Source organism: Pseudomonas sp. NPDC087029, from assembly GCF_044745345.1.
Taxonomy (GTDB): domain Bacteria; phylum Pseudomonadota; class Gammaproteobacteria; order Pseudomonadales; family Pseudomonadaceae; genus Aquipseudomonas; species Aquipseudomonas faucium.
On sequence record NZ_JBIVAB010000014.1, the window covers coordinates 116,039 to 136,455 of the forward strand.

A 20,417-nucleotide genomic window follows, 5' to 3' on the forward strand; every position below is an offset into this window, starting at 1 on the left:
AGATTGACTACCCCTCTCCGAATTCCTACTTTCTCATTCCCACCCCTCGGAATGAGACCAGGCAGTTGGATACCCTTAATAATCCCTATCGATGGGTGATCTTGGTTACAGCCATATTCGCTCAAGCCTGTGCCTGCTTCTTCGTCCAGGGCTTCGGTTCCATCGCATCGAATGTCAAGTCCGAGATGAGCCTCAGCGACTGGCAAATAGGCCTGCTGATTTCCGCTGCGCAATTGATCCCGCTGGCTGGCCTTCTGATTGCAGGCGAGCTGCTGGACAGATACAGCGAGCGCTTTGTTGTAGGCATTGGCACGTTGATCGTGGGCGCCTCGCTGTGCGCGGCGGCGCTGGCTGACGCCTATGCGCAACTGCTTATAGCGCTCATCCTGTTAGGCTTCGGTTACAGCACTGCCCAACCCGGGGGGAGCAAGTCCGTCTCCAATTGGTTCAAAGGAAACCAGCTAGGTTTCGCCATGGGTATACGACAAGCCGGACTGCCCCTTGGCGGCGCAATGGCTGCACTGCTGCTTCCATTCATTGCCATCCACTATTCGGTTCATGCAGCTTTCCTCGCGGGCGGGCTGATCGCCTTGTTTGGTGCGCTTGTATTCATGGCGCTATACAAAACACCCCAAACACAACCCCGCATTGCAAAAAAACCGATCGATCTGAAGTTGGCGGCGCTGTCACGACTGTCGATGGCATCGCACCCTTCCATGAGAAAGATCATGTTGTCTGGTGCCAGCCTTACCGCCTCCCAGTACGCCATTTCGGTGTTTCTGGTGTTATACCTCCACACTTCGCTAGGCCTTGAAAATTCCGTTGCCGCCATGCTGTTCTTCGTGGTGCTGGGAGCCGGTATCGCGGGCAGAATTATCCTGGCGGCCTGGAGCGACCGTTGCAAGGCTGGACGGTACTACCCCGTGATGACTTGCCTGGGCGCGGTAACCGCCATCTTGGTAGTTTTACCCTTTCTGCAAACCCAGAACCTGGCAATCCTGAGTGCTTTCATGGCGGTGACGGGCTTCTTTGCCTACGGCTGGTATGGCCCTTGGGTGGCCTATATAGCAGAGACTGCTCCCGAAGATCGCAAGGGTTTCGCGCTGGGGATGGCCATGACAGCCAATCAGGTTTCCGTAGTACTGATACCGCCGATCATTGGCCTATCGCGAGACAGCCTTGGCACCTATGCCTATGGCTGGGGAGCGCTGGCGCTGGTTTCAGTGATTGTGCTGTTCACTACCAGCACCTACAGAAACTGCGAAAAGACTGCTCAGAAAGAGTTCTGAACCAGCAATGCGGGACAAGCCTTGCGCCTGCCCCGCAAAGGAATCAGCAGCAACTACCGCCCGCTACGCATCATCTGCGCCGGCACATACTTGCCAATCTCATATTTGCCGATCGCCGCCCGATGCACTTCATCCGGCCCATCCGCCAGCCGCAAGGTGCGCTGCATGGCATACATGTACGCCAACGGGAAGTCGCCGCTCACCCCTGCCCCGCCATGCATCTGGATCGCCCGGTCGATCACCTTCAAGGCCACGTTCGGCGCCACCACCTTGATCTGCGCGATTTCGCTGCGGGCGACCTTGTTGCCGGCCGTGTCCATCATGTACGCCGCCTTCAGCGTCAACAGCCGCGCCATGTCGATTTCCATGCGCGAGTCGGCGATCTTGTCGACGTTGCCCCCCAGTCGCGCCAGCGGGCGGCCGAAGGCGGTGCGGGAGACGGCGCGCTTGCACATCAATTCCAGCGCGCGTTCGGCCATGCCGATCGAGCGCATGCAGTGGTGAATGCGGCCCGGCCCCAGGCGGCCCTGGGCAATCTCGAAGCCGCGGCCCTCACCGAGGATCACGTTGTCGTAAGGTACGCGCACGTTCTCGAACAGCACTTCGGCGTGGCCGTGCGGTGCGTCGTCGTAGCCGAACACCGGCAGCGGCCGGACGATCTTCACGCCTGGCGCATCGGTCGGCACCAGCACCATCGAATGCTGCTGGTGGCGCGGGCCATCAGGGTTGGACAGGCCCATGAAGATCATCACCTTGCAGCGCGGGTCGCATGCGCCGGAGGTCCACCACTTGCGGCCATTGATCACCCACTCGTCACCCTCTCGCACGGCGGTGGCGGCCATGTTGGTGGCGTCCGAGGAGGCCACGTCCGGTTCGGTCATGGCGAATGCCGAGCGGATCTCGCCGCGCAGCAGCGGCTCCAGCCACTGCTGCTTCTGTGCTGGGCTGCCATAGCGCACCAGCACCTCCATGTTGCCGGTGTCGGGCGCCGAGCAATTGAATGGCTCCGGCCCTAGCAGCGAGCGGCCCATGATTTCCGCCAGCGGCGCGTATTCCAGGTTGCTCAGGCCGGCGCCGTATTCCGACTCGGGCAAGAACAGGTTCCACAGGCCCTCGGCCTGGGCCTTGGCCTTGAGCTCCTCCATGATCGCGGTGGGCTGCCAGCGGTCACCTTCGGCGACCTGGCGCTCGAACACCGCTTCTGCGGGGTAGACATAGGCGTCCATGAACGCGGTGACACGCTCGCGCAGTGCCTGGACCTTGGGCGAATAGGCGAAATCCATCGGGGCTACCTTCACGGTTGGAAGTACATGGGCAGAGCCTAGAGCAGCCGGACTCAATCCACCTAGTCTATTTTCTACGTGTATAAACATTCATAACCGATATATGATCGGCCGATAATTCCAACAAAGAGCGGCGCCCATGAACCTCAGCAAGGTCGACCTCAACCTGTTCATCGTCTTCGACGCGATCTACACCGAAGCCAACCTGACCCGCGCCGGGCAAATCGTCGGCATCACCCAACCTGCGGTGTCCAACGCGCTGTCGCGGTTGCGCGAAACCTTCAACGACCCGCTGTTCGTGCGCACCGCCCAGGGCATGGTGCCCACGCCCATGGCGCAGAACATCATCGGCCCGGTGCGCAACGCCCTGGCGCTGCTGCGCACCTCGGTGCAGGAAAGCCGCATCTTCAACCCGCAGCAAGCCAACAAGACCTTCCGCATCAGCATGACCGACCTCACCGAGGCGGTGATCCTGCCGCCGCTGTTCCAGCGCCTGCGCCGCCTGGCCCCGTCGGTGCTGATCGAAAGCTTTCTGTGCAAGCGCCGAGAAACCACCAAGGAGCTGGCCGCCGGGCGCCTGGACTTCGCCGTCGACGCGCCGCTGAACACCGACCCGCAGGTGCGTCATGTCAAGCTCATCCACGACCGCTACGTCTGCGCCCTGCGCCCGGGCCACCCGCTGGCCGACGCCAAGCTCACCCTCGATACCTACCTGGGCATGACCCACATCCATATCTCCAGCCGCCGCAACGGCCTGGGCTACGTCGACCTGGCGCTGGGCAAGATGGGCGTGCAGCGCAAGGTCGCCCTGCGCTCGCAGCACTACCTGATGGCCTCCCAGGTGCTGCAGCAGACCGACATGGCGATGACCGTGCCCGAACGCTTCGCCCGCCGCCATCAGTTGCGCTACCACCCGCTGCCGGTTGACGTGCCGCCGCTGGAAACCCACCTGTACTGGCACGAAAGCACCGACCAGGACCCGGCCAACCGCTGGATGCGCGAGCAGATCATCGAGTTGTGCGAGCGGGTGGTGGCCGAAGAAGAACGGGCATTGGCGCCAGCTTGAATTAATTTCTACCTGGCTGACTTAAAGGAGAAAAATTTTCTCCACCCAACCCCTCAAGCATCAAGAAAAGGACAAAACCATCTCGCCAAGCGCGGGTACGCTTGCTGCCACGATCGACGATTCCACGACGACAGCAACGGACCCGCCCCCATGCCTAGCGCCCCCCTCTATTTCGACTACGCCGCCACCACCCCGGTCGACGACCGGGTGATCGAAACCATGCTCACCTGCCTCGGCCAGCAAGTGAATTTCGGCAACCCCGCCTCCAGCGGCCATGCCTACGGCCAGGCAGCCCGTGACGCGGTCGAGCAGGCCCGCGGGCAAGTGGCCGAGCGCGTTGGCGCCAGCGCCGACGAACTGGTGTGGACCTCGGGCGCCACCGAGTCCAACAACCTCGCGCTCAAGGGCATCGCCCAGGGCATCGGCCAGCCCGGCCACCTGATCACCAGCCAGCTGGAACACAAGGCCGTGCTCGATACCGTCAACGAACTGGAGCGCCAAGGCTGGGCCGTCACCCGCCTGGCCCCGGACGCGGCGGGCCTGATCCAGCCTTACGCGGTGCAAGCGGCCCTGCGCGCCGATACCCGCCTGGTGTCGCTGATGGCGGTGAACAATGAACTGGGCACCGTCACCGACTTCGCCACCATCGGTGAGCGGGTGCGCGCCCATGGCGCACTGCTGCACGTGGACGCGGCCCAGGCGGTAGGCAAGCTGGCCATCGACCTGCGCAACACGGCGGTCGACCTGATGTCGTTCTCGGCGCACAAGGTGTATGGCCCCAAGGGCATCGGTGCGTTGTACGTCGGCCCGCGTGCGCGGGCGCTGATGCGCGCGCAGATTCACGGCGGCGGCCACGAGCGTGGCCTGCGTTCGGGCACCCTGCCGACCCACCAGATCGTCGGCATGGGCAGCGCCTTCGCCCTCGCCGGGCAGCCGGGCGATAGCGAGCACCAGCGCCTGGACCAGCTGGCTCGACGCCTGCGCGAAGGGTTGCTGGCTTTGCCTGGGGTGAGCCTCAATGGTTGCCCGCAACAGCGCATCCCCCACACCCTCAACCTGTGCATCGAAGCGCCGGGGTTCAACAGCCTGGCCCTGGCCAGCGAGTTGGCATTGTCGACGACTTCGGCGTGCAATTCGGCGAGCAATGCAGCATCGCATGTGCTGCTGGCCATGGGGCTGGATGAGCAGCGGGCGCGCAAGAGCGTGCGCATCAGCATCGGGCGGTTTACCCGTGAGGCGGACGTGGACAAGGCGATCGAGGTGTTTGCGCGGGTGGTTGCGGCGGGGGCGGTGGCGTTGTGGTGAGGTGAGGTGAGGCTTGGCTTGAGATCTTTTGTGGGTTTTAGACCGAGCGCCGCCCGCGCGGCGCATCGCGGATAAATCCGCTCCTACATTTGTTGCAACGTGCCAATGCCTGATAGGCCATGGTTGCCAGCCTTGTTTGTACGACGCAATATCTCGGCGGGCGGCAAAAGCGGACAACTATGGCCTGACAGACCATGGCACGTTGCAACAAATGTAGGAGCGGATTTATCCGCGATGCGCCGCGCGGGCGGCGCTCGATCTCGAGTACACCATCACAATCACGGCATACACCTTCACGCCCCCATCAAAGGAAGGTGAACACCTTGGCAGCCGGCAACCGCGACTTGTTCAACCCGGCATTGAAGTCCGCCTCGCTGCGATAACCCAGGCTCAACACCACCACACTGGTGTACCCCTGCTCACGCAGCCCCAGCTCGGCATCCATGATCTTGCTGTCGAAACCCTCGATCGGCGTGGCGTCCAGCCCATGGGCGGCGGCGCCCAGCAGCGCGGTGCCCAGCGCCAGGTAAGTCTGCTTCTCCATCCAGTGCTGCACATCCTTGTGCTCGAAACGATGCAGGTTCACATAGTGACGGCGGCTCTGGTTCTGCCCGGCGCGGGCCTGCTCATCGCGAAAACGCCCGTCGGCGGCTTCCTGATCGAGCAGCGTGTCCAGGTGTGCCTCGGTCATCTCGGTGCGGGTGCAGAACACGATGACATGGGACGCATCGACAATCTTCGGCGTGTTGTAGGCATACCCGTCGACCGTGCTCTTGGCCAGGCGCGCCTTGCCCTCGGCGCTGTCGGCGACGACGAAGTGCCAAGGCTGCGAGTTGACCGACGAGGGGCTGTGGCGCAGTTGCTCGAGCAAGGCATCGATGGTGGCCTGGGGGATCTTGCGCGCAGCATCGTAGGCCTTGGTGGTGTAGCGGCGCTTGGCCAGCGAGACGGTATCCATGGGGTGACTCCGATAATGGGATGAGGACATGGGCCGCATACTATCTTTCCTGCAGATAAGAAAAACCGGCAAAATGCAGGAACACTTTATCTTCTGGAGTGAAAATGCTGCGCATCACCGACCTCGAACTGTTCGTGCGCAGCAGCGCCTTGGGCAGTTTCACTGCCGCCGCCCACGAGGCCGACCTGTTGCCCGGGCAAGTCGCCGCCGCCATCAAGCGCCTGGAGCGCGACCTCGATGTGCGCCTGTTCGCCCGCACCACCCGCAGCCTGCGCCTGACCGCCGAAGGCGAGCTGTACCTGCCCACCGCGCTCAACGTGCTGGAAAGCCTGCGCCAGGGGCGCGACAACCTGCACGGCGCGCACAGCACCCTGCGCGGCGTGCTGCAGGTGTCGGCGCCTTCGGACCTTGGGCGTAATATCCTGCTGCCGTGGTTGAGTGACTTTCGCCGCGACCACCCCGACCTGAGCCTGCGCTTCTTTCTTTCCGACCAGGTCGCCGACCTGTTCCGCGACCCGGTGGACGTGGCCATCCGCTACGGCCTCAACGAGCACGCCAACTACATCGCCCTGCCGCTGGCGCCGTGGAACCGCCGGGTGCTGGTGGCCTCGCCGGAGTACCTGGCGCGCCACGGCCGGCCGCAGCAGCTGGACGACCTGCAACAGCATGCCTGCCTGCTGTACCTGCAGCTGGGGCGCGTGTATGACAAATGGCGCCTCGGCAACCGCACGGTGCAGGTCAGTGGCCCGCTGTTCAGCGACGACGCCGATGTGGTGCGGCGCTGGGCGTTGCTGGGTGAAGGCATTGCCTACAAGTCGTGGCTGGATGTCAGCGCCAACGTGGCGGCGGGCGAGCTGCAGGTGCTGCTGCCGGAGCACCCCGGCGAACTCACTCCGGTGACCCTGGTGTGCCCGCACCGCAAGCAGCTTTCGCCTGCGGTTTCGCAGCTGCACCTGTGGCTGCGCGAGCGCTTCAGCGCCCTGCAGCCTGCACAAATGTTCTAAACCCGTCGGCGCCGACGCGCTAAGGTGTATTGCCCTGTACCACAGCAGCCCCACCGCCATGCCCAACTGGATCGACCTCAAGCAAGACGCCGGCACCGGCATCGAGTCGGTCCGTGCGCATTTCGTCGGCCATGCCTACGACCCGCACTGGCACGACAGCTTCCTGGTCGGCTTCACCGAGCAAGGCGTGCAGCAGTTCGATTGCCGCAAGGTGCGCCACCACAGCACGCCGGGGCATGTGTTTCTGCTCGAACCCGGCGACATCCACAATGGCCACGCCCCCACCCAAGAGGGCTTCACCTACTCCACCCTGTACCTGCAGCCGCACTGGCTGGAGGCCGAGTTGCGCGCGCTGTTCGAGCAGGCGCCAAGCGACAGCCTGCCAAGCATCGCCGACCCGCTGTGCCACGACCTGCGCCTGGCCGGTGCCACCGCCCGCGCCTTCCAGGCCGTGCATGGCGAGGAGCTGCGCATCGTTCGGCAGACCGCCACCGACGACCTGCTCAGTTGCCTCACCCGCCACCTGCACTGGCGCAAGCGCCTGAACCCCGACCCGCGCCTGCCATTGACCGCTCAGCGGGCGCGGGACTACCTGCATGCCCACCTCGACCAGGACATCAGCCTCGACGACCTGGCGCTGGCCTGCGGCGTCGACCGCTTCCGCCTGACCCGGGCGTTCAAGGCGGCCTTCGGCCTGGCGCCGCACGCCTACCTGATCCAGCTGCGCCTGGCCCGTGCCCGGCGCCTGCTGGCCCAGGGCCAAACGCCCAGCGACGTGGCCATGGCCCTGGGCTTTGCCGACCAGAGCCACCTGGGGCGCTGGTTCCGCCGTGCCTACCAGCTGACCCCGGCCGACTACCGCCGGCGCTGCTCAAACCTTCCAGACTGACGCCAGGCAATCGCCGAGCATGGGGCTCTGATCATTCGGAGCCGTTGACCATGTCCCATTCGTTGTTGCCGTTCATCCTCTTCGCCCTGGTCGCCAGCATCAGCCCAGGGCCGACCAACTTGCTGATCCTCGCCCATGGCGCGCGCCTGGGCCTGCGCGCAAGCGTGGCGCCGATCCTGGCAGGTTGCGCGGCGGCGGCGGCCGTGGTGCTGCTGGTGGGGCTGGGCCTTGGCGAGTTGCTGCTGCGCCACCCGCTGGCCCAGCAGCTGATGAGCTGGGCCGGCGTGCTGTGGCTGAGCTGGCTGGCGTGGCGCATTCTGCGCAGCGCGCAGCAGCCGCTGGAGGTCGGCGCAGACAAGCCGTTCAGTGCCTGGAGCGCCGCGTCCCTGCAGGTGGTGAACCCCAAGGTGTGGATGATGGCCGTGGCGGTGATAGGCGTGTTCGCGGCGCCTGCATTGCCGGTGTGGCAGTTGGCGCTGGTGTTTCTGCTGATCGCCCTGCCGTGCATGACGGCCTGGGCGCTGCTGGGGGTGGGCAGTGCGCGCTGCCTGCAGGCACCGGGGCGGTTGCTGTGGTTCAACCGGGGGTTGGCGGGGATGTTGCTGGTGTCGGCCTGGGCCGCGCTGCTGGGCTGAACTTCTAGGCCCCATCGCCGGCAAGCCGGCTCCCACAAAATACTGTGGAGTACCCGTGGGAGCCGGCTTGCCGGCGATGGGCCCTAAAGCTCAATCACCTGCCAAGCGCCTCGCGAAAGCGCCGGGTACTGGCCACCGCCAGCAGCAGCCCGGCCACCGCCACGCTGCCGCCGACCATGCCGATATCGGCCACGCCCATCTGGCTGCTGACGATACTCCCCAGCAACGCCCCGCCGCCGATGCCGATGTTGTAGATCCCGGAAAACAGCGCCATCGCCACATCCGTGGCATCGGACGCAAGCTTCAGCGTCTTGGACTGCAACGACAGGCTGAAGCTCAGAATCGCAACCCCCCAGAACATGCTCAGCGCGGCAAAGGCATAGAAGTTGCCCGACAGCGGCAGCAGCAACAGCAGGCAAGCAGCCAGCAAGCCGATCGAACCCACCAGGAAGCCATGCGGGAAGCGGTCGCTGTAGCGGCTGAACAACAGCGAGCCGAACACCCCGGCGCCACCGAACAGCAGCAACACCAGCGTGGTGCGCTCGCCACCGATCTGCGCCACATGCAGCGCGAACGGCTCGATGTAGCTGTAGGCGGTGAATTGCGCGGTGATCACCAGGGTCACCAGCGCATAGGTAATCACCAGCGCCGGGCGCTTGAACAGGACCGGCAGGCTGCGCAGCGAGCCGGAGTTCTGGCTCGGCAGCAGCGGCAGCGATTTCATCAGGCACAGCATGGTGGCCAGCGCCACCCCGGCAATGCTGAGGAAGGTCACCCGCCAGCCCAGCGCCTCACCCACCACCCGCCCCAGCGGAATGCCCAGCACCATCGCCAGGGTCGTGCCGGTGGCCAGCAGGCCCAGCGCCTTGGCCTGCTGGCCGGGCGGTGCCACGCGCACCGCCAGCGAGGCGGTGATGGCCCAGAACACCGCATGCGCCAGGGCGATGCCGATGCGGCTGAGCAGCAGCATGGCAAAGCTCTGCGCCAGCCACGACAGCACGTGGCTGGCGATGAACACCAGAAACACGAACAACAGCAGGCGGCGGCGCTCGACGTTGCGCGTGAGCAGCATCATCGGCAACGAAGCCAGCGCCACCACCCAGGCGTAGATGGTCAGCATCAGGCCGACCTGGGCGGTGCTCATGTCGAAGCTGCTGCCGATGTCGCTGAGCAGCGCCACCGGCACGAACTCGGTGGTGTTGAAGATGAAGGCAGCCAGGGCCAGCGCGATCACGCTCAGCCAACTGCCGCTGCCGACCGTCGGTGGCAGGTCGTTGGGTAGGGGTCCGTTCATGGGTGGGATGCTTTCTCCGCAGGCATGGCGAAAGGACGCGCGTCAGGGGCCAAGTATCGGCCGCGCTGAGGCACGGGTTTGTTATTGGGGGAATGCGGGCATGGTACGCGCCAATGCCGGGCCTCACAACCGTGGGCGGATTGCGGGTACCATGCGCGGTCTGTCTGAAGGCAAACGGAACAAGGAGTGCGATCCGTCCATGGACAAGCAACACCCTCAGCAGCAGTGGCAGCAAGCGGTCACGGCCTATGCCCGGGCCATCAACCACTACGTTGCGCAAGGCCGCGAACACGGTTGGGACGACCTCGAAGAACCCCAGGCCCCGGCCACCGAACACCTGCTCCAGGCCTGGCAGGCGGCCCTGCAGGCGATCAACCAGCCAGGCGTCGACGAAGCCCGGCGCCAGGCCTTCCGCGCCGCCTGGCCGCCCGCGCACCAGCCGCTGGTGCCGCTGCTCGATCAACATGGGCAAGGCATCTGCACGGTGCTGCTGCTCGATGACGGCAGCCTGCTGGCGCGCATCGGCATGCCCTACGAGAAAGGCCAGGTGGTGCGCATCGGCGAACACGGCGTGACGCCGGTGATCGGTATCGATCATTTCGGCCGTTGCCCGCAGCGCCGCTATTTTGCCCTGGCCAACGCCGAAGGGGTCAGGGTCAGCGATGGCTGGGGCGGCCCGCTGGTTGCCCGCCTGCCCTGGCCCAACGGGCTGGAGGGGTTGCCAACGGGTTATCCGTTCGACCCTCTGGACCTGCCGCCGACCCCCACCACGCTGGTGCCCTTCGCCGATGGCCAGCGGGTGCTGCTGGTCAGCGCCGAGGGCATTTTCGTGCTGGCCGCCGAGGGCGCCACGCGCCTGCTGCCCAGTGCGGCGCAGGTGCTCGAGGAACTGGCCGAAGGCACCGACCCTGACGACATCGCCCTGGGCCTGTCCATGGAGCATGGCGCAGTCTCGCCAGATGGCCGGCTGATCGTGCTGGGTGAGCAGAGCAGCCGGCACCTGGTGCTGGACGAGCAGCTGCAACCCCTTGCGCAAATCGGCCCGGGCGGCGAGTACCCGCACTTCGCCCTGTTCAACCGCAAGGGCGACCAGCTGATCGTCAACGCCTGCCATTTCTACAACGGCGGCACGCTGGGCGTGCGCGTGGCCGACCTGCCGGGGCTGGATACCGAGTACTACAGCGAAGACCCACGCACCCCGCTGCTGCAGGAGGGCGCGCGGGTGTATGCCGGGGTGGCGGGCAATGGCGAATACATCGTCGGCGATGCCTATGGCTACCTGCGGGCGTTTGGCGAGGACGGGGCGGAGCATTGGCAGCATTACCTGGGCTCGACCATCAGCGCCATGGACATCAGCGCGGACGGGCGCACCCTGGTTGCGGCGAGCCATGCCGGGTTCATATCGGTGATTGCCCTGGGCGCTGGGCGGCCTGAGTGGCAGATCGGCACCGGGGAGCATGGCGAGGTGCGGCGCTGGTTGTTCTGGAAGGGGTTGGACAGGGCGCTGGTCTGGTAGATCTGCTGCGCCGCCATCGCCGGCAAGCCGGCTCCCACAGGAAAGCCACTGCCCTCAGGCCTGTGCATCACCTGTGGGAGCCGGCTTGCCGGCGATGGCGGCGCAGCAGACAGCAATCAGCCCTGCAACGTGGCCATGTCGATCACGAACCGGTACTTCACATCCCCGGCAATCATGCGCTCGTAGGCCTGGTTGATATTGCGGATATCGAGCATCTCGATATCGCAGCGGATGTCATGCTCGGCACAGAAATCCAGCACTTCCTGGGTTTCAGCGATGCCACCAATCAACGACCCCGCCAGCACCCGGCGCTTGAGCACCAGGTTGGCCGCATGCAGCGCCGGGTCGATCGGCTCGATCAGGCCCACGAGGATGTGCACGCCGTCGAACTTCAGCGTTTCCAGGTACGGGTTGAGGTCGTGCTGCACCGGGATGGTGTCGAGCAGGAAGTCGAAGCGCCCGGCAGCGGCGCGCATCTGCGCATCATCCGTGGACACGATCACATGGTCGGCGCCCTGGCGGCGGGCTTCTTCGGCCTTGGCCTGAGAGCGGGTGAACAAGGTCACTTCGGCGCCCAGCGCCTTGGCCAGCTTGATGCCCATGTGGCCCAGGCCGCCCATGCCGAGGATACCGACCTTGTGGCCAGGGCCGACGCCATGGTGCTTGAGCGGCGAGTAGGTGGTGATGCCGGCGCACAGGATCGGCGCGGCGCTGGGCAGGTCCATGCCGGCCGGGATGCGCACCACGAAGTGCTCGCTGACCACGATGCTGCTGGAGTAGCCGCCCAGGGTGTTGCTGCCGTCGACCCGGTCGGGGGTGGCGTAGGTCATGGTCGGGCCTTCCAGGCAGTACTGCTCCAGGTCCTTGGCGCAGGCCTCGCAGTGGCGGCAGGAATCGACCATGCAGCCGACCCCGACCAGGTCGCCGACCTTGTGCCCGGTGACCTGCGCACCGACCGCAGTGACCCGGCCGATGATCTCGTGGCCGGGCATCAGCGGGTACACGGCGATGCCCCACTCATTGCGCGCCTGGTGGATGTCGGAGTGGCACACACCGCAGTACAGGATCTCGATGGCGACGTCGTCCGGGCGCGGGCTGCGGCGCTCGAAGGTCATGGGGGCCAGGGGGCTGGTGGGGGTTTGGGCGGCGTAACCGATGGCGGTATACATGCAGGACCTCGCATAGAAGTGAAACGATTCAGGCGGCGAATTCTGCGCGCCGAAAACCGCCCTGCCCACGGCAGATTCTCCGGCATGCATGCCTGATTCTCCGAACCTTGCCCTGGCCACCTGGCGCCTGGCCTTCAATCTGCGATGATGCCAGTGTCTGATTCTCTGCCCTGGTTCATCATGCAACTGACTCGTCACGTCGACGCCAACGCCACGTTGTGCACCCTGATCCGCTGCCTGGCCACCCGCCCAGGCTTCGTGCCCACGCACCTGCCCCAGGTGCAGGTGCTGAGCTGGGAGCACTATGTGGCCAGCAGCCCGCAGCTGTACGAGCCGAGCCTGATGATCCTGGCCCAGGGCAGCAAACTGGCGCGCCTGGGGCCGCGGACCCTGGAATACGGCGCCGGCCACTACCTGGTGCAGGCGTTGTCGGTGCCCTTCATGTGCGAAACCTTCGCCACCGCCGAGGCGCCTTTGCTGGGGGTGGCGGTGGATATCGACCGCAGCGTGCTCAGCGAGCTGGTGCAGAGCATGGGCCTGGCGCCCGGCGCACCGGTGCAGGCGCAAACGCCCCAGTCGATGACCTCGGCTGCGCTGGATGCGCCGATGCGCGACAGCGTCGAGCGCCTGCTGCGCTGCCTGCAGGACCCGCTGGATGCCAAGGTGCTCGGCCCTGCGCGGGTGCGCGAGGTGCTGTACACCGCGCTGCGCGGCCCCCAGGCCGGGGTGCTGAGGGCGCTGGTCGAACAGCAAGGGCACTTCGCCCGCATCGCCGCCGCCCTCGCCCACCTGCGCGAGCACTACAGCGAGCCGCTGAGCGTCGAGGACCTGGCGGCGCGCGCCAACATGAGCGTGTCGACCTTTCATGAGCACTTCAAGCGCTGCACCGACATGGCGCCGATGCAGTACCTCAAGCGCCTGAGGTTGCTCAAGGCGCAGCAGATGCTGATTGGCGAAGGGCTTGGGGTGGCGCAGGCGGCGCACCGGGTGGGGTACCAGAGCACCTCGCAGTTCAGCCGCGAGTACAAGCGCCAGTTCGAACGCAGCCCGGGGGATGAGCTGCCTTATCAGAGTTTGCCTGTGTAATTGCAGGGGCCTGTAGGAGCGGATTTATCCGCGATGGGCCGCAAAGCGGCCCCAATCAATCACCGCTTGACACCTGGATCCTACCAAAAGTAACTTACCAATCGTAGGTTACCTAAAGTAGGTAGTATCCCCAGGAGAACTCCCATGCACGCCCTGATCGTCATAGGCCACCACGACCCACAGTCCCTCACCCACGCCCTCGCCCAGCAAATCGCCGCCGGCCTGGCCAGCGCCGGCCACAGCAGCGAGATCGCCGACCTGGCCAGCGAAGGCTTCGACCCGCGCTTCAGCTTCGCCGACCACGCCGTGCACCGCGGCCAGGCCGCACCACCGGCCGATGTGCTGCGCGAACAGGCGCGCATCGACAGCGCCGATACGCTGGTGCTGGTCTACCCGATCTACTGGTGGTCGCTGCCGGCCCTGCTCAAAGGCTGGGTCGAGCGCGTGTTCAGCCACGGCTGGGCGTTTGCCTACGACAACGGCAGCATCGTCAAGAAACTGCGCGGCAAAAAGGTGCACCTGGTGGCCATTGCCGGCGCCGATGCCGGCACCTTCCAGCGCCACGGCTATGGCGAAGCGATGCGCGTGCAGATCGAGCACGGCATCTTCGACTACTGCGGCGCCGAAGTGCTCAGCTCGACCCTGCTCGAAGACAGCGAAGGCCCCGCCGCCGCACTGCTGCTGCCCAGCGCCCGGCAGCTGGGCGAGCAACTGTTCGACGCCGCCCCATTGCGAGGCATCCAGCGACCCGGCTAATATTGAGAACGATTCACACTCACACTTGGATGTCAGCCGTTGGACAGCACGTCGACCCGCAAGCTGGGCTTTTTCTTCAGCGACCACCACCGCTGGCTGCTCCAACACATCCACAAGCGCCTGCGCAACCGCGCCGACGCCGAGGACACCGCCGCCGAAGCCTTCTGCCAGATGCTCGGCGCGCGCGTGGACCCCGACAGCATCGCGCAACCGCGCGCCTACCTCTCGACCATCGCGCGGCGCTTGATCTTCGATCGCCACCGCCGCCGCCAGCTCGAACAGGCCTACCTCGAGCGCCTGGCGCAGCTGCCTGAGCCGGTGGCCCCCAGTGCCGAAGAGCAACTGCTGCTGATCGAGGCGCTGGTGGCCATCGACCAGGTGCTCGACGGCCTGCCCGCCATCGTCAAGGCGGCCTTCCTGTACAGCCAGCTCGATGGCATGAGCTATGTCGACATCGGCGCCAGGCTGCAGATCAGCGAACGCACCGTCAGCCGCTACATGAAGCAGGCCCTGCGCCAGTGCTACCTGTGCGAGGTGCAGCCGTGAGCCGCGGCAAGCTCGACGCGGTCAGCGAACAGGCCATCGACTGGATGGTGGCGCTCAACGCCCGCACGCCCGACGACGCCCTGCTGCAACGCCTGGCCCACTGGCTGCAGCAGGACCCGGCCCACCAGCAGGCCTGGGAGCGCCTGCAGCGCCGCCTGGGCAAGCCGGTCGCCACCTTGCGCGCCCTGGAGCAACGCGCCCCGGGCCATGCCGCCGAGGCGCGCCAGGTGTTGCTGCAGCCCACCCACTCGCGGCGTGACGTGCTCGCGGCGCTGGCCAGTGTCGGGCTGTGCGGTGGCGCCCTGTGGGGCGGCTGGCGCAGCGACACGGCGCAGAACTGGCTGGCCGACCTGCATACCGGCAGTGGCGAGCGCCGCAGTTTCACCCTCGCCGACGGCAGCCGCCTGAGCCTCGACAGCGCCAGCGCCGTGGACCTGTATTTCGACGCCGGGCAGCGCCTGCTGGTGCTGCGCCGTGGCCAGTTGCTGATCGAGGTTGCCGCCGACCCCCGCCGCCCCTTGCGCGTGCGCACTGCCCAGGGGCAGGCCCAGGCCCTGGGCACGCGTTTTCTGGTCAGCCAGGAAGCCACTGCCACGCGGGTCGTGGTGCTCGAGCACAGTGTGCGCACCAGCCTGCCCGACGGCCAATGGCTTGACCTGCAACAGGGCCAGGCGGCGCTGCTGCACGGCAACGCCATCGAAGCGCTGGCCGATGAGCAACAGCAGCGCGCCGCCTGGCTGAATGGCCGCCTGGAAGTGCTCGACGAACCGCTGCAAGCGGTGATCGATGCCCTGCGCCCGTACCAAAGCGGCTACGTGCGGCTGGCGCCTGCGGTGCGCAACCTGCGGGTGCAAGGCGTATTCCCCCTCGACCAGCCCCGGCAAGCCCTGCAGGCGCTGGCCGAAAGCCTGCCGATCAGCGTCGAGCACTATGGCCCGTGGCTGACCCTGATCGGCCCTGCGCAAAAATAATCATGAAAATCATTATCAAGCGTGTCCGGTTTTCATTTCTCGTTGCACCTATCTCCTGACAAGCCAACACAATCGGGAGAATTCCGTGCACAACCTCTGGCCCCGCGCCCTGCCCCTGGTCGCCGCCCTCACCAGTTTCCACGCCCTTGCCCAGGCCCAGGCCCTGGCGTTCGACCTGCCGCCCGCAAGCCTGGCCACCACCCTCAACCGCATTGCCAGCCAGAGCGGCACCATCATCGCCCTGGAACCTGCGCTGGTGCGGGGCAAGCAGGCCCCGGCCGTGGTCGGCCAGATGAGCGCCGAGCAAGCCATGCAAGCGGCCCTGGCCGGCAGCGGCCTGCAATTGCGGGTGAGCAGCAGCGGGCACTTCAGCGTGGCCCCGGCCAGCCAAGGCGGTGATGCACTGGAGCTGGGCAGCACCAGCATCACCGACGACTACCTCGACGCCACCAGCGAAGGCAGCGGCTCGTATGCCGCCCGTGCGGTCACCCTGGGCAAGAGCACCCACAGCCTCAAGGAAATCCCCCAGTCGGTCACGGTGATTACCCGCAAGCAGCTCGATGACCAAGGCATCACCGACCTGCAGGACGCCCTCAACCACACCACCGGCATCGTCGGCGCCCAGGGCATCGGCCCCGGCGTGGTGGTGACCTCGCGCGGCTTCCAGATCGACGACTGGCAATACGACGGCGTGCCGATCCCGCGCAACAACTACTCGCTGGGCAACTGGGCGACCCAGGACCTGGTGTTCTTCGACCGCGTCGAAGTGCTGCGCGGCGCCTCGGGCCTGCTGCAAGGCACCGGCAGCCCGGGCGGTGCGATCAACCTGGTGCGCAAGCGCGGCCAGGCCACGCCGACCGTGAGCGTCACCGGCAAGGCCGGCAGCTGGGACCACTACGGCCTGCAACTGGACGCCGGCGGCCCGCTGACCGACGACGGCCGGGTGCGCGGGCGGATGGTCGCCGACGAGGACCAGAGCGACACCTTCATCGATTACCAGTGGGGCAAGTCCCACTCCTTGTATGGCGCGCTGGACATCGACCTGAACGACGCCACCACGGTGGGCGGCGGCATCAGCTACAACCGCCAGCAGTCGCGGCCAATGCTGCGCGGCATCCCCCGCTATGCCGACGGCAAGCCGGTCGACCTGCCACGCTCGACCTTCACCGGCGCCCGCTGGAGCCGCGCCGAAACCGACGTCACCACCTACTACCTGGACCTGGAGCACCGTTTCAACGACGACTGGGCGTTCAAGGCCGCCGCCGTGCGCATGGACGAAACCAACACCTCCACGCACCAGCGCGTGCAGTCCACCGGCCAGGGCGTGAAAGCCGATGGCACCGGTATCACCTACGCCGACTGGATCACCGATTTTCACAACACCAAGCTGGGCCTGGACATGAACCTGGTCGGCCACTTCGACACCGGCCCCCTGGCCCACGAGATCACCGTCGGCGGCAACTACTCCAAGCTGACCTCCGACGACGCCTACTGGCGCAACTTCGACGCCTCCGGCGACAGCCTCTTCGACATCGACCACCACCGCCCCGAGCCCAGCCGCGACAGCCTGCTCGACGGCAAGCTGGCACGCGCCAACAAAGCCAGCTACGACATCCGCCAGAAGGGCCTGTATGGCGTGTGGCGCATCAAGCCCAGCGACGACCTGACCCTGATCGTCGGCTCGCGGGTCAGCTGGTTCGACTACAGCTGGGACTCGATCGACTTCGACAGCCATAGCGACCCTGGCACCCGCTACCCCACCAGCCGCATGACCGAGACCGGCGAAGTCACGCCCTACGCAGGTTTCGTCTATGACCTGACCCGCGAATGGGCCTGGTACGCCAGCTACACCGACGTGTTCGTGCCGCAGACCGAACGCGCGGTGAACAACCAGCCGCTCAAGCCGGTGATTGGCAGCAACTACGAGACGGGCCTGAAGGGCGAGCTGCTCGATGGCCGGGTCAACGCCTCGCTGGCGCTGTTCCGCTACGACCAGGAAAACCGCGCCGTCACCGACGTGGTTTCAGGCTTTGCCTGCGATGACTGGTACTGCTCCACCGCCGCCGGCAAGGTGCGCAGCCAGGGCATCGAAGCCGAGATCAGCGGCGAAGTGCTCAGCGGCCTGCAGCTGTTTGCCGGCTACACCTACAACACCACCAAGTTCCTCGACGACCCGGAGGAAGAAGGCCGCGTGTACAGCCAGTGGACGCCCAAGCACATGCTGCGCGCCTGGGCCGACTACACCCTGCCGCTGGACGGCCAGCGCTGGAGCACGGGCCTGGGCTTCACCACCCAGAGCCACACCCTGGGCTACGAGCGCACCTACACCGTGCCCGGCTACACCGTGTGGAGCGCGCGCCTGGCCTACCAGCTGACGCCTGAAGTAAGCCTGGCGGTCAACGGCAACAACCTGTTCGACAAGAAGTACTGGGTGGCCGGCTTCAACCAGCTCAACGGCAGCAACAACTACGGCGAGCCGCGCAACTTCATGTTCACGGTCAAGTACACGCCTGAGTTTTGATCCGCTCTCATGCCGTCAACGGCCACTGCGCCAGCGGCCAGTACTGGCCTTTGCGCGACTCGAAGAGCGTGAAGTGCCGGGCCGTCAGGAAAAAGTCGGGCGCCACCGTGGCTTCAGGCGCCTGGCCGCGAAACTCGCGGGACAGGGTCAGGTGCGGGCGGTATTCACGGGCCTGCTCGGCAAAGCCCATGGGCAGCAGCGCCTGCTGCAAGCCATAGACCAGCTGGCGCAACGCCGGCGGCGCCTCTTGCGGCTCCAGCACCAGCACATTGGCCCGTGGCCAGGCCTTCAACTGGTCGAGCAGCAGGCGCAGCGGCGCGCCCGGGCGGGCGATGTTGTCCACCGCGGCGCAGATCGCCGGCACCTGGGCGGCGTCCACATCGCCCAGAAACAGCAAGGTCAGGTGGAAGTTCTCGCTCGCCACCGGCTTGCCGCTGCGCAGGTTCAAGCCGCGCCGCCACTGGGCCAGCGCCCGGCGCTGGGCATCGGCAACCGGCAAGGCGAAGAACAGCCGCTTGAAGGGGGCGCCGCTGGGGCGCATGGCCTGAACCATGGTTGCTCCTCGTACTAAAACGTTTGTGCAGTCTGCAGGGCATTACACCTAAGTCGCCCGTCAATCGGCCAACAATATCTACAAACTCGCCCCATGATTGTTTATGCTGGCGGGCTTATGCCATGGCGCATGGCCATTTTTCGACAAAGAATCGTCCATGAAAATTGCACTCGTACTGATCTTCGTCCTCTCGATCGCCTATGTTCACCTGCGCGGTCGGGTACGTCACAAGCTGACTCGCCAGCTCGGTGACCACTCAAGCTTCCTGGCCCCGGTCAACAGCTTCCTCTACCTGTTCTCCAAGCACCCGGCCAAGCCCTACCTGCCGGTGCAAGCCTTCCCCGAGCTGCAGCCGCTGCAGGACCATTGGCAGGAGATTCGCGAGGAAGCCCAGCGCCTGCTGCATGTGGGCGAGATCAAGAAGTCCGACAATTATGACGACGTCGGCTTCAATTCGTTCTTCAAGACCGGCTGGAAGCGCTTCTACCTGAAGTGGTACGGCGAAAGCCACCCGTCGGCGATGACCCTGTGCCCGCGCACCACCGAGCTGCTGCAGGGCATCGGCACGGTCAAGGCGGCGATGTTCGCCACCCTGCCGCCAGGCGCCAAGCTGGTGCGCCACCGCGACCCGTATGCCGGCTCCTACCGCTACCACCTGGGCCTGGACACGCCGAACGACGATGGCTGCTACATCGACGTGGACGGCGAGAAGTATTCCTGGCGCGACGGTGAGGGTGTGGTGTTCGACGAAACCTACATCCACTACGCCGCGAACACCACCGAGCACAACCGCATCATCCTGTTCTGCGACGTCGAGCGCCCGCTCAAGTACCGCTGGGCCACCGCGTTCAACCGCTGGTTCAGCCGCAACGTGATGGCCGCGGCGGCAGCGCCGAACGATGCCAACGACAAGACCGGCGGCATCAACCGCCTGTTCACCCGCATCTACAAGATCCGCGAACGCGGCAAGGCGCTGAAGAAGCGCAACCGCATGCGCTACTACCTGGAGAAATGGCTGGTGGTGGCGGCGCTGGTGCTGGTGTTCGTCTATATCTGATTGGCCCTTTCGGCCCTATCGCCGGCAAGCCGGCTCCCACAGCTACACCCTGTGGGAGCCGGCTTGCCGGCAATGAGGCCCGCACAGACCCCGCCATCTTCGACTAGCCTCATAGCTCCACTCGCAACCTCCCCAAGGTGAAGACGATGAGCATGATGGACTGGGACGCCTACCGTAAGCAGTTGATGGCCGGCATCGGCGATCTCAAGCAGTTGTCCCCCGACACCGTGGCCGGCTACATGACGGCCAGCGGCGCCGGTGCCAAGACCAACCACCTGGATGCCAAGACCCGCGAGCTGATCTCCCTGGCCGTGGCCGTCACCACCCGCTGCGACGGCTGCATCGCCGTGCATTCGCAGCAGGCGCTCAAGCAAGGCGCCACCCGTGAAGAAATCGCCGAGGCCCTGGGCGTGGCCGTGGCGATGAATGCCGGTGCCGCGCTGGTCTACTCGGCCCGCGCCATGGACGCGGTGGGCAAGGCCGGCGGCTGAGCCCCCTGCGGCGTCGCCGCCCTTGCGC

General features: G+C 65.8%; 19 protein-coding genes. 14 read left to right on the forward strand and 5 right to left on the reverse strand.

Annotated elements, in window-relative coordinates; all coding sequences use genetic code 11:
- Positions 1 to 65 precede the first annotated feature (65 nt).
- Positions 66 to 1,289, forward strand: a complete 1,224-nt coding sequence (locus ACIPG5_RS20355; protein ID WP_401377601.1) for an MFS transporter — start codon at positions 66 to 68, stop codon at positions 1,287 to 1,289.
- A gap of 53 nt (positions 1,290 to 1,342) precedes the next feature.
- On the opposite strand, the gene ACIPG5_RS20360 is transcribed toward ACIPG5_RS20355, so the two are convergent.
- On the reverse strand, positions 1,343 to 2,572 hold the full coding sequence (locus ACIPG5_RS20360) for an acyl-CoA dehydrogenase (protein WP_176513197.1): 1,230 nt from the start codon (positions 2,570 to 2,572) through the stop codon (positions 1,343 to 1,345).
- A gap of 139 nt (positions 2,573 to 2,711) precedes the next feature.
- Here ACIPG5_RS20360 and ACIPG5_RS20365 point away from each other — a divergent pair, with 139 nt between their 5' ends.
- A complete protein-coding gene (locus ACIPG5_RS20365) occupies positions 2,712 to 3,638 on the forward strand; it encodes a LysR family transcriptional regulator (RefSeq protein WP_401377604.1) in 927 nt (308 codons plus the stop codon).
- A 150-nt stretch (positions 3,639 to 3,788) separates the two neighbouring features.
- Positions 3,789 to 4,943 carry a cysteine desulfurase family protein gene (locus tag ACIPG5_RS20370; protein WP_401377607.1) on the forward strand — a complete coding sequence of 385 codons (1,155 nt, stop codon included), beginning with the start codon at positions 3,789 to 3,791 and terminating at the stop codon, positions 4,941 to 4,943.
- A 304-nt stretch (positions 4,944 to 5,247) separates the two neighbouring features.
- Here the strand turns inward: ACIPG5_RS20370 and nfsB are convergent, their stop codons facing one another.
- Positions 5,248 to 5,901 carry an oxygen-insensitive NAD(P)H nitroreductase gene (gene nfsB / locus ACIPG5_RS20375; protein WP_176517442.1) on the reverse strand — a complete coding sequence of 218 codons (654 nt, stop codon included), beginning with the start codon at positions 5,899 to 5,901 and terminating at the stop codon, positions 5,248 to 5,250.
- 104 nt (positions 5,902 to 6,005) lie between these two features.
- On the opposite strand from nfsB, the gene ACIPG5_RS20380 reads away from it, so the two are divergent.
- The 3 genes from ACIPG5_RS20380 to ACIPG5_RS20390 are packed head-to-tail and all read left to right on the forward strand — an operon-like array spanning position 6,006 to position 8,429.
- Entirely contained in the window at positions 6,006 to 6,905 is a 900-nt protein-coding gene (locus ACIPG5_RS20380) for a LysR family transcriptional regulator (RefSeq protein WP_176517441.1), read from the forward strand.
- Positions 6,906 to 6,963: 58 nt separating this feature from the next.
- Positions 6,964 to 7,794 (forward strand): AraC family ligand binding domain-containing protein, encoded by an 831-nt coding sequence (locus tag ACIPG5_RS20385; RefSeq protein WP_401377611.1) that lies wholly within the window; start codon positions 6,964 to 6,966, stop codon positions 7,792 to 7,794.
- Between the two features lie 50 nt (positions 7,795 to 7,844).
- Entirely contained in the window at positions 7,845 to 8,429 is a 585-nt protein-coding gene (locus tag ACIPG5_RS20390) for a LysE family translocator (protein WP_401377613.1), read from the forward strand.
- A gap of 94 nt (positions 8,430 to 8,523) precedes the next feature.
- Here ACIPG5_RS20390 and ACIPG5_RS20395 read toward each other — a convergent pair whose 3' ends face one another.
- Entirely contained in the window at positions 8,524 to 9,723 is a 1,200-nt protein-coding gene (locus ACIPG5_RS20395; RefSeq protein WP_401377616.1) for a sugar transporter, read from the reverse strand.
- A gap of 199 nt (positions 9,724 to 9,922) precedes the next feature.
- Here ACIPG5_RS20395 and ACIPG5_RS20400 point away from each other — a divergent pair, with 199 nt between their 5' ends.
- The gene (locus ACIPG5_RS20400) at positions 9,923 to 11,239 is read left to right on the forward strand and encodes a hypothetical protein (protein WP_401377619.1); all 1,317 of its coding nucleotides are present in this window, start codon (positions 9,923 to 9,925) and stop codon (positions 11,237 to 11,239) included.
- A gap of 116 nt (positions 11,240 to 11,355) precedes the next feature.
- Here the strand turns inward: ACIPG5_RS20400 and calA are convergent, their stop codons facing one another.
- The gene (calA, locus tag ACIPG5_RS20405) at positions 11,356 to 12,408 is read right to left on the reverse strand and encodes a vanillin reductase (protein ID WP_314614745.1); all 1,053 of its coding nucleotides are present in this window, start codon (positions 12,406 to 12,408) and stop codon (positions 11,356 to 11,358) included.
- Positions 12,409 to 12,588: 180 nt separating this feature from the next.
- Between calA and ACIPG5_RS20410 the strand changes: the two genes are divergently transcribed.
- From ACIPG5_RS20410 to ACIPG5_RS20430, 5 genes are all read left to right on the forward strand, one after another.
- A complete protein-coding gene (locus ACIPG5_RS20410; RefSeq protein WP_401377622.1) occupies positions 12,589 to 13,494 on the forward strand; it encodes an AraC family transcriptional regulator N-terminal domain-containing protein in 906 nt (301 codons plus the stop codon).
- A gap of 144 nt (positions 13,495 to 13,638) precedes the next feature.
- On the forward strand, positions 13,639 to 14,250 hold the full coding sequence (locus ACIPG5_RS20415; RefSeq protein WP_401377625.1) for an NAD(P)H-dependent oxidoreductase: 612 nt from the start codon (positions 13,639 to 13,641) through the stop codon (positions 14,248 to 14,250).
- A 39-nt stretch (positions 14,251 to 14,289) separates the two neighbouring features.
- Positions 14,290 to 14,796: a sigma-70 family RNA polymerase sigma factor gene (locus ACIPG5_RS20420; RefSeq protein ID WP_286915164.1), complete on the forward strand. Its 507-nt coding sequence runs from the start codon at positions 14,290 to 14,292 to the stop codon at positions 14,794 to 14,796.
- On the forward strand, positions 14,793 to 15,767 hold the full coding sequence (locus ACIPG5_RS20425) for a FecR family protein (protein ID WP_401377627.1): 975 nt from the start codon (positions 14,793 to 14,795) through the stop codon (positions 15,765 to 15,767). The genes ACIPG5_RS20420 and ACIPG5_RS20425 overlap by 4 nt, the downstream gene beginning before the upstream one ends.
- A gap of 85 nt (positions 15,768 to 15,852) precedes the next feature.
- The gene (locus ACIPG5_RS20430; RefSeq protein WP_401377629.1) at positions 15,853 to 18,288 is read left to right on the forward strand and encodes a TonB-dependent siderophore receptor; all 2,436 of its coding nucleotides are present in this window, start codon (positions 15,853 to 15,855) and stop codon (positions 18,286 to 18,288) included.
- Positions 18,289 to 18,295: 7 nt separating this feature from the next.
- Here the strand turns inward: ACIPG5_RS20430 and thpR are convergent, their stop codons facing one another.
- Positions 18,296 to 18,841: an RNA 2',3'-cyclic phosphodiesterase gene (thpR, locus tag ACIPG5_RS20435; protein WP_176517520.1), complete on the reverse strand. Its 546-nt coding sequence runs from the start codon at positions 18,839 to 18,841 to the stop codon at positions 18,296 to 18,298.
- Positions 18,842 to 18,998: 157 nt separating this feature from the next.
- Here thpR and lpxO point away from each other — a divergent pair, with 157 nt between their 5' ends.
- Complete coding sequence (lpxO, locus tag ACIPG5_RS20440) at positions 18,999 to 19,898, forward strand: lipid A hydroxylase LpxO (protein ID WP_176517519.1); 900 nt, start codon at positions 18,999 to 19,001, stop codon at positions 19,896 to 19,898.
- A gap of 146 nt (positions 19,899 to 20,044) precedes the next feature.
- The gene (locus ACIPG5_RS20445) at positions 20,045 to 20,389 is read left to right on the forward strand and encodes a carboxymuconolactone decarboxylase family protein (protein ID WP_236237908.1); all 345 of its coding nucleotides are present in this window, start codon (positions 20,045 to 20,047) and stop codon (positions 20,387 to 20,389) included.
- Positions 20,390 to 20,417 lie beyond the last annotated feature (28 nt).

Excerpts from the sequence above, each read along its gene's own strand:
- ACIPG5_RS20360 (WP_176513197.1), bottom strand. The coding sequence starts at position 2,572 with ATGGATTTCGCCTATTCGCCCAAGGTCCAGGCACTGCGCGAGCGTGTC.
- ACIPG5_RS20365 (WP_401377604.1), top strand. The coding sequence starts at position 2,712 with ATGAACCTCAGCAAGGTCGACCTCAACCTGTTCATCGTCTTCGACGCG.
- ACIPG5_RS20370 (WP_401377607.1), top strand. The coding sequence starts at position 3,789 with ATGCCTAGCGCCCCCCTCTATTTCGACTACGCCGCCACCACCCCGGTC.
- nfsB (WP_176517442.1), bottom strand. The coding sequence starts at position 5,901 with ATGGATACCGTCTCGCTGGCCAAGCGCCGCTACACCACCAAGGCCTAC.
- ACIPG5_RS20380 (WP_176517441.1), top strand. The coding sequence starts at position 6,006 with ATGCTGCGCATCACCGACCTCGAACTGTTCGTGCGCAGCAGCGCCTTG.
- ACIPG5_RS20385 (WP_401377611.1), top strand. The coding sequence starts at position 6,964 with ATGCCCAACTGGATCGACCTCAAGCAAGACGCCGGCACCGGCATCGAG.
- ACIPG5_RS20390 (WP_401377613.1), top strand. The coding sequence starts at position 7,845 with ATGTCCCATTCGTTGTTGCCGTTCATCCTCTTCGCCCTGGTCGCCAGC.
- ACIPG5_RS20395 (WP_401377616.1), bottom strand. The coding sequence starts at position 9,723 with ATGAACGGACCCCTACCCAACGACCTGCCACCGACGGTCGGCAGCGGC.
- ACIPG5_RS20400 (WP_401377619.1), top strand. The coding sequence starts at position 9,923 with ATGGACAAGCAACACCCTCAGCAGCAGTGGCAGCAAGCGGTCACGGCC.
- calA (WP_314614745.1), bottom strand. The coding sequence starts at position 12,408 with ATGTATACCGCCATCGGTTACGCCGCCCAAACCCCCACCAGCCCCCTG.
- ACIPG5_RS20410 (WP_401377622.1), top strand. The coding sequence starts at position 12,589 with ATGCAACTGACTCGTCACGTCGACGCCAACGCCACGTTGTGCACCCTG.
- ACIPG5_RS20415 (WP_401377625.1), top strand. The coding sequence starts at position 13,639 with ATGCACGCCCTGATCGTCATAGGCCACCACGACCCACAGTCCCTCACC.
- thpR (WP_176517520.1), bottom strand. The coding sequence starts at position 18,841 with ATGGTTCAGGCCATGCGCCCCAGCGGCGCCCCCTTCAAGCGGCTGTTC.
- lpxO (WP_176517519.1), top strand. The coding sequence starts at position 18,999 with ATGAAAATTGCACTCGTACTGATCTTCGTCCTCTCGATCGCCTATGTT.
- ACIPG5_RS20445 (WP_236237908.1), top strand. The coding sequence starts at position 20,045 with ATGAGCATGATGGACTGGGACGCCTACCGTAAGCAGTTGATGGCCGGC.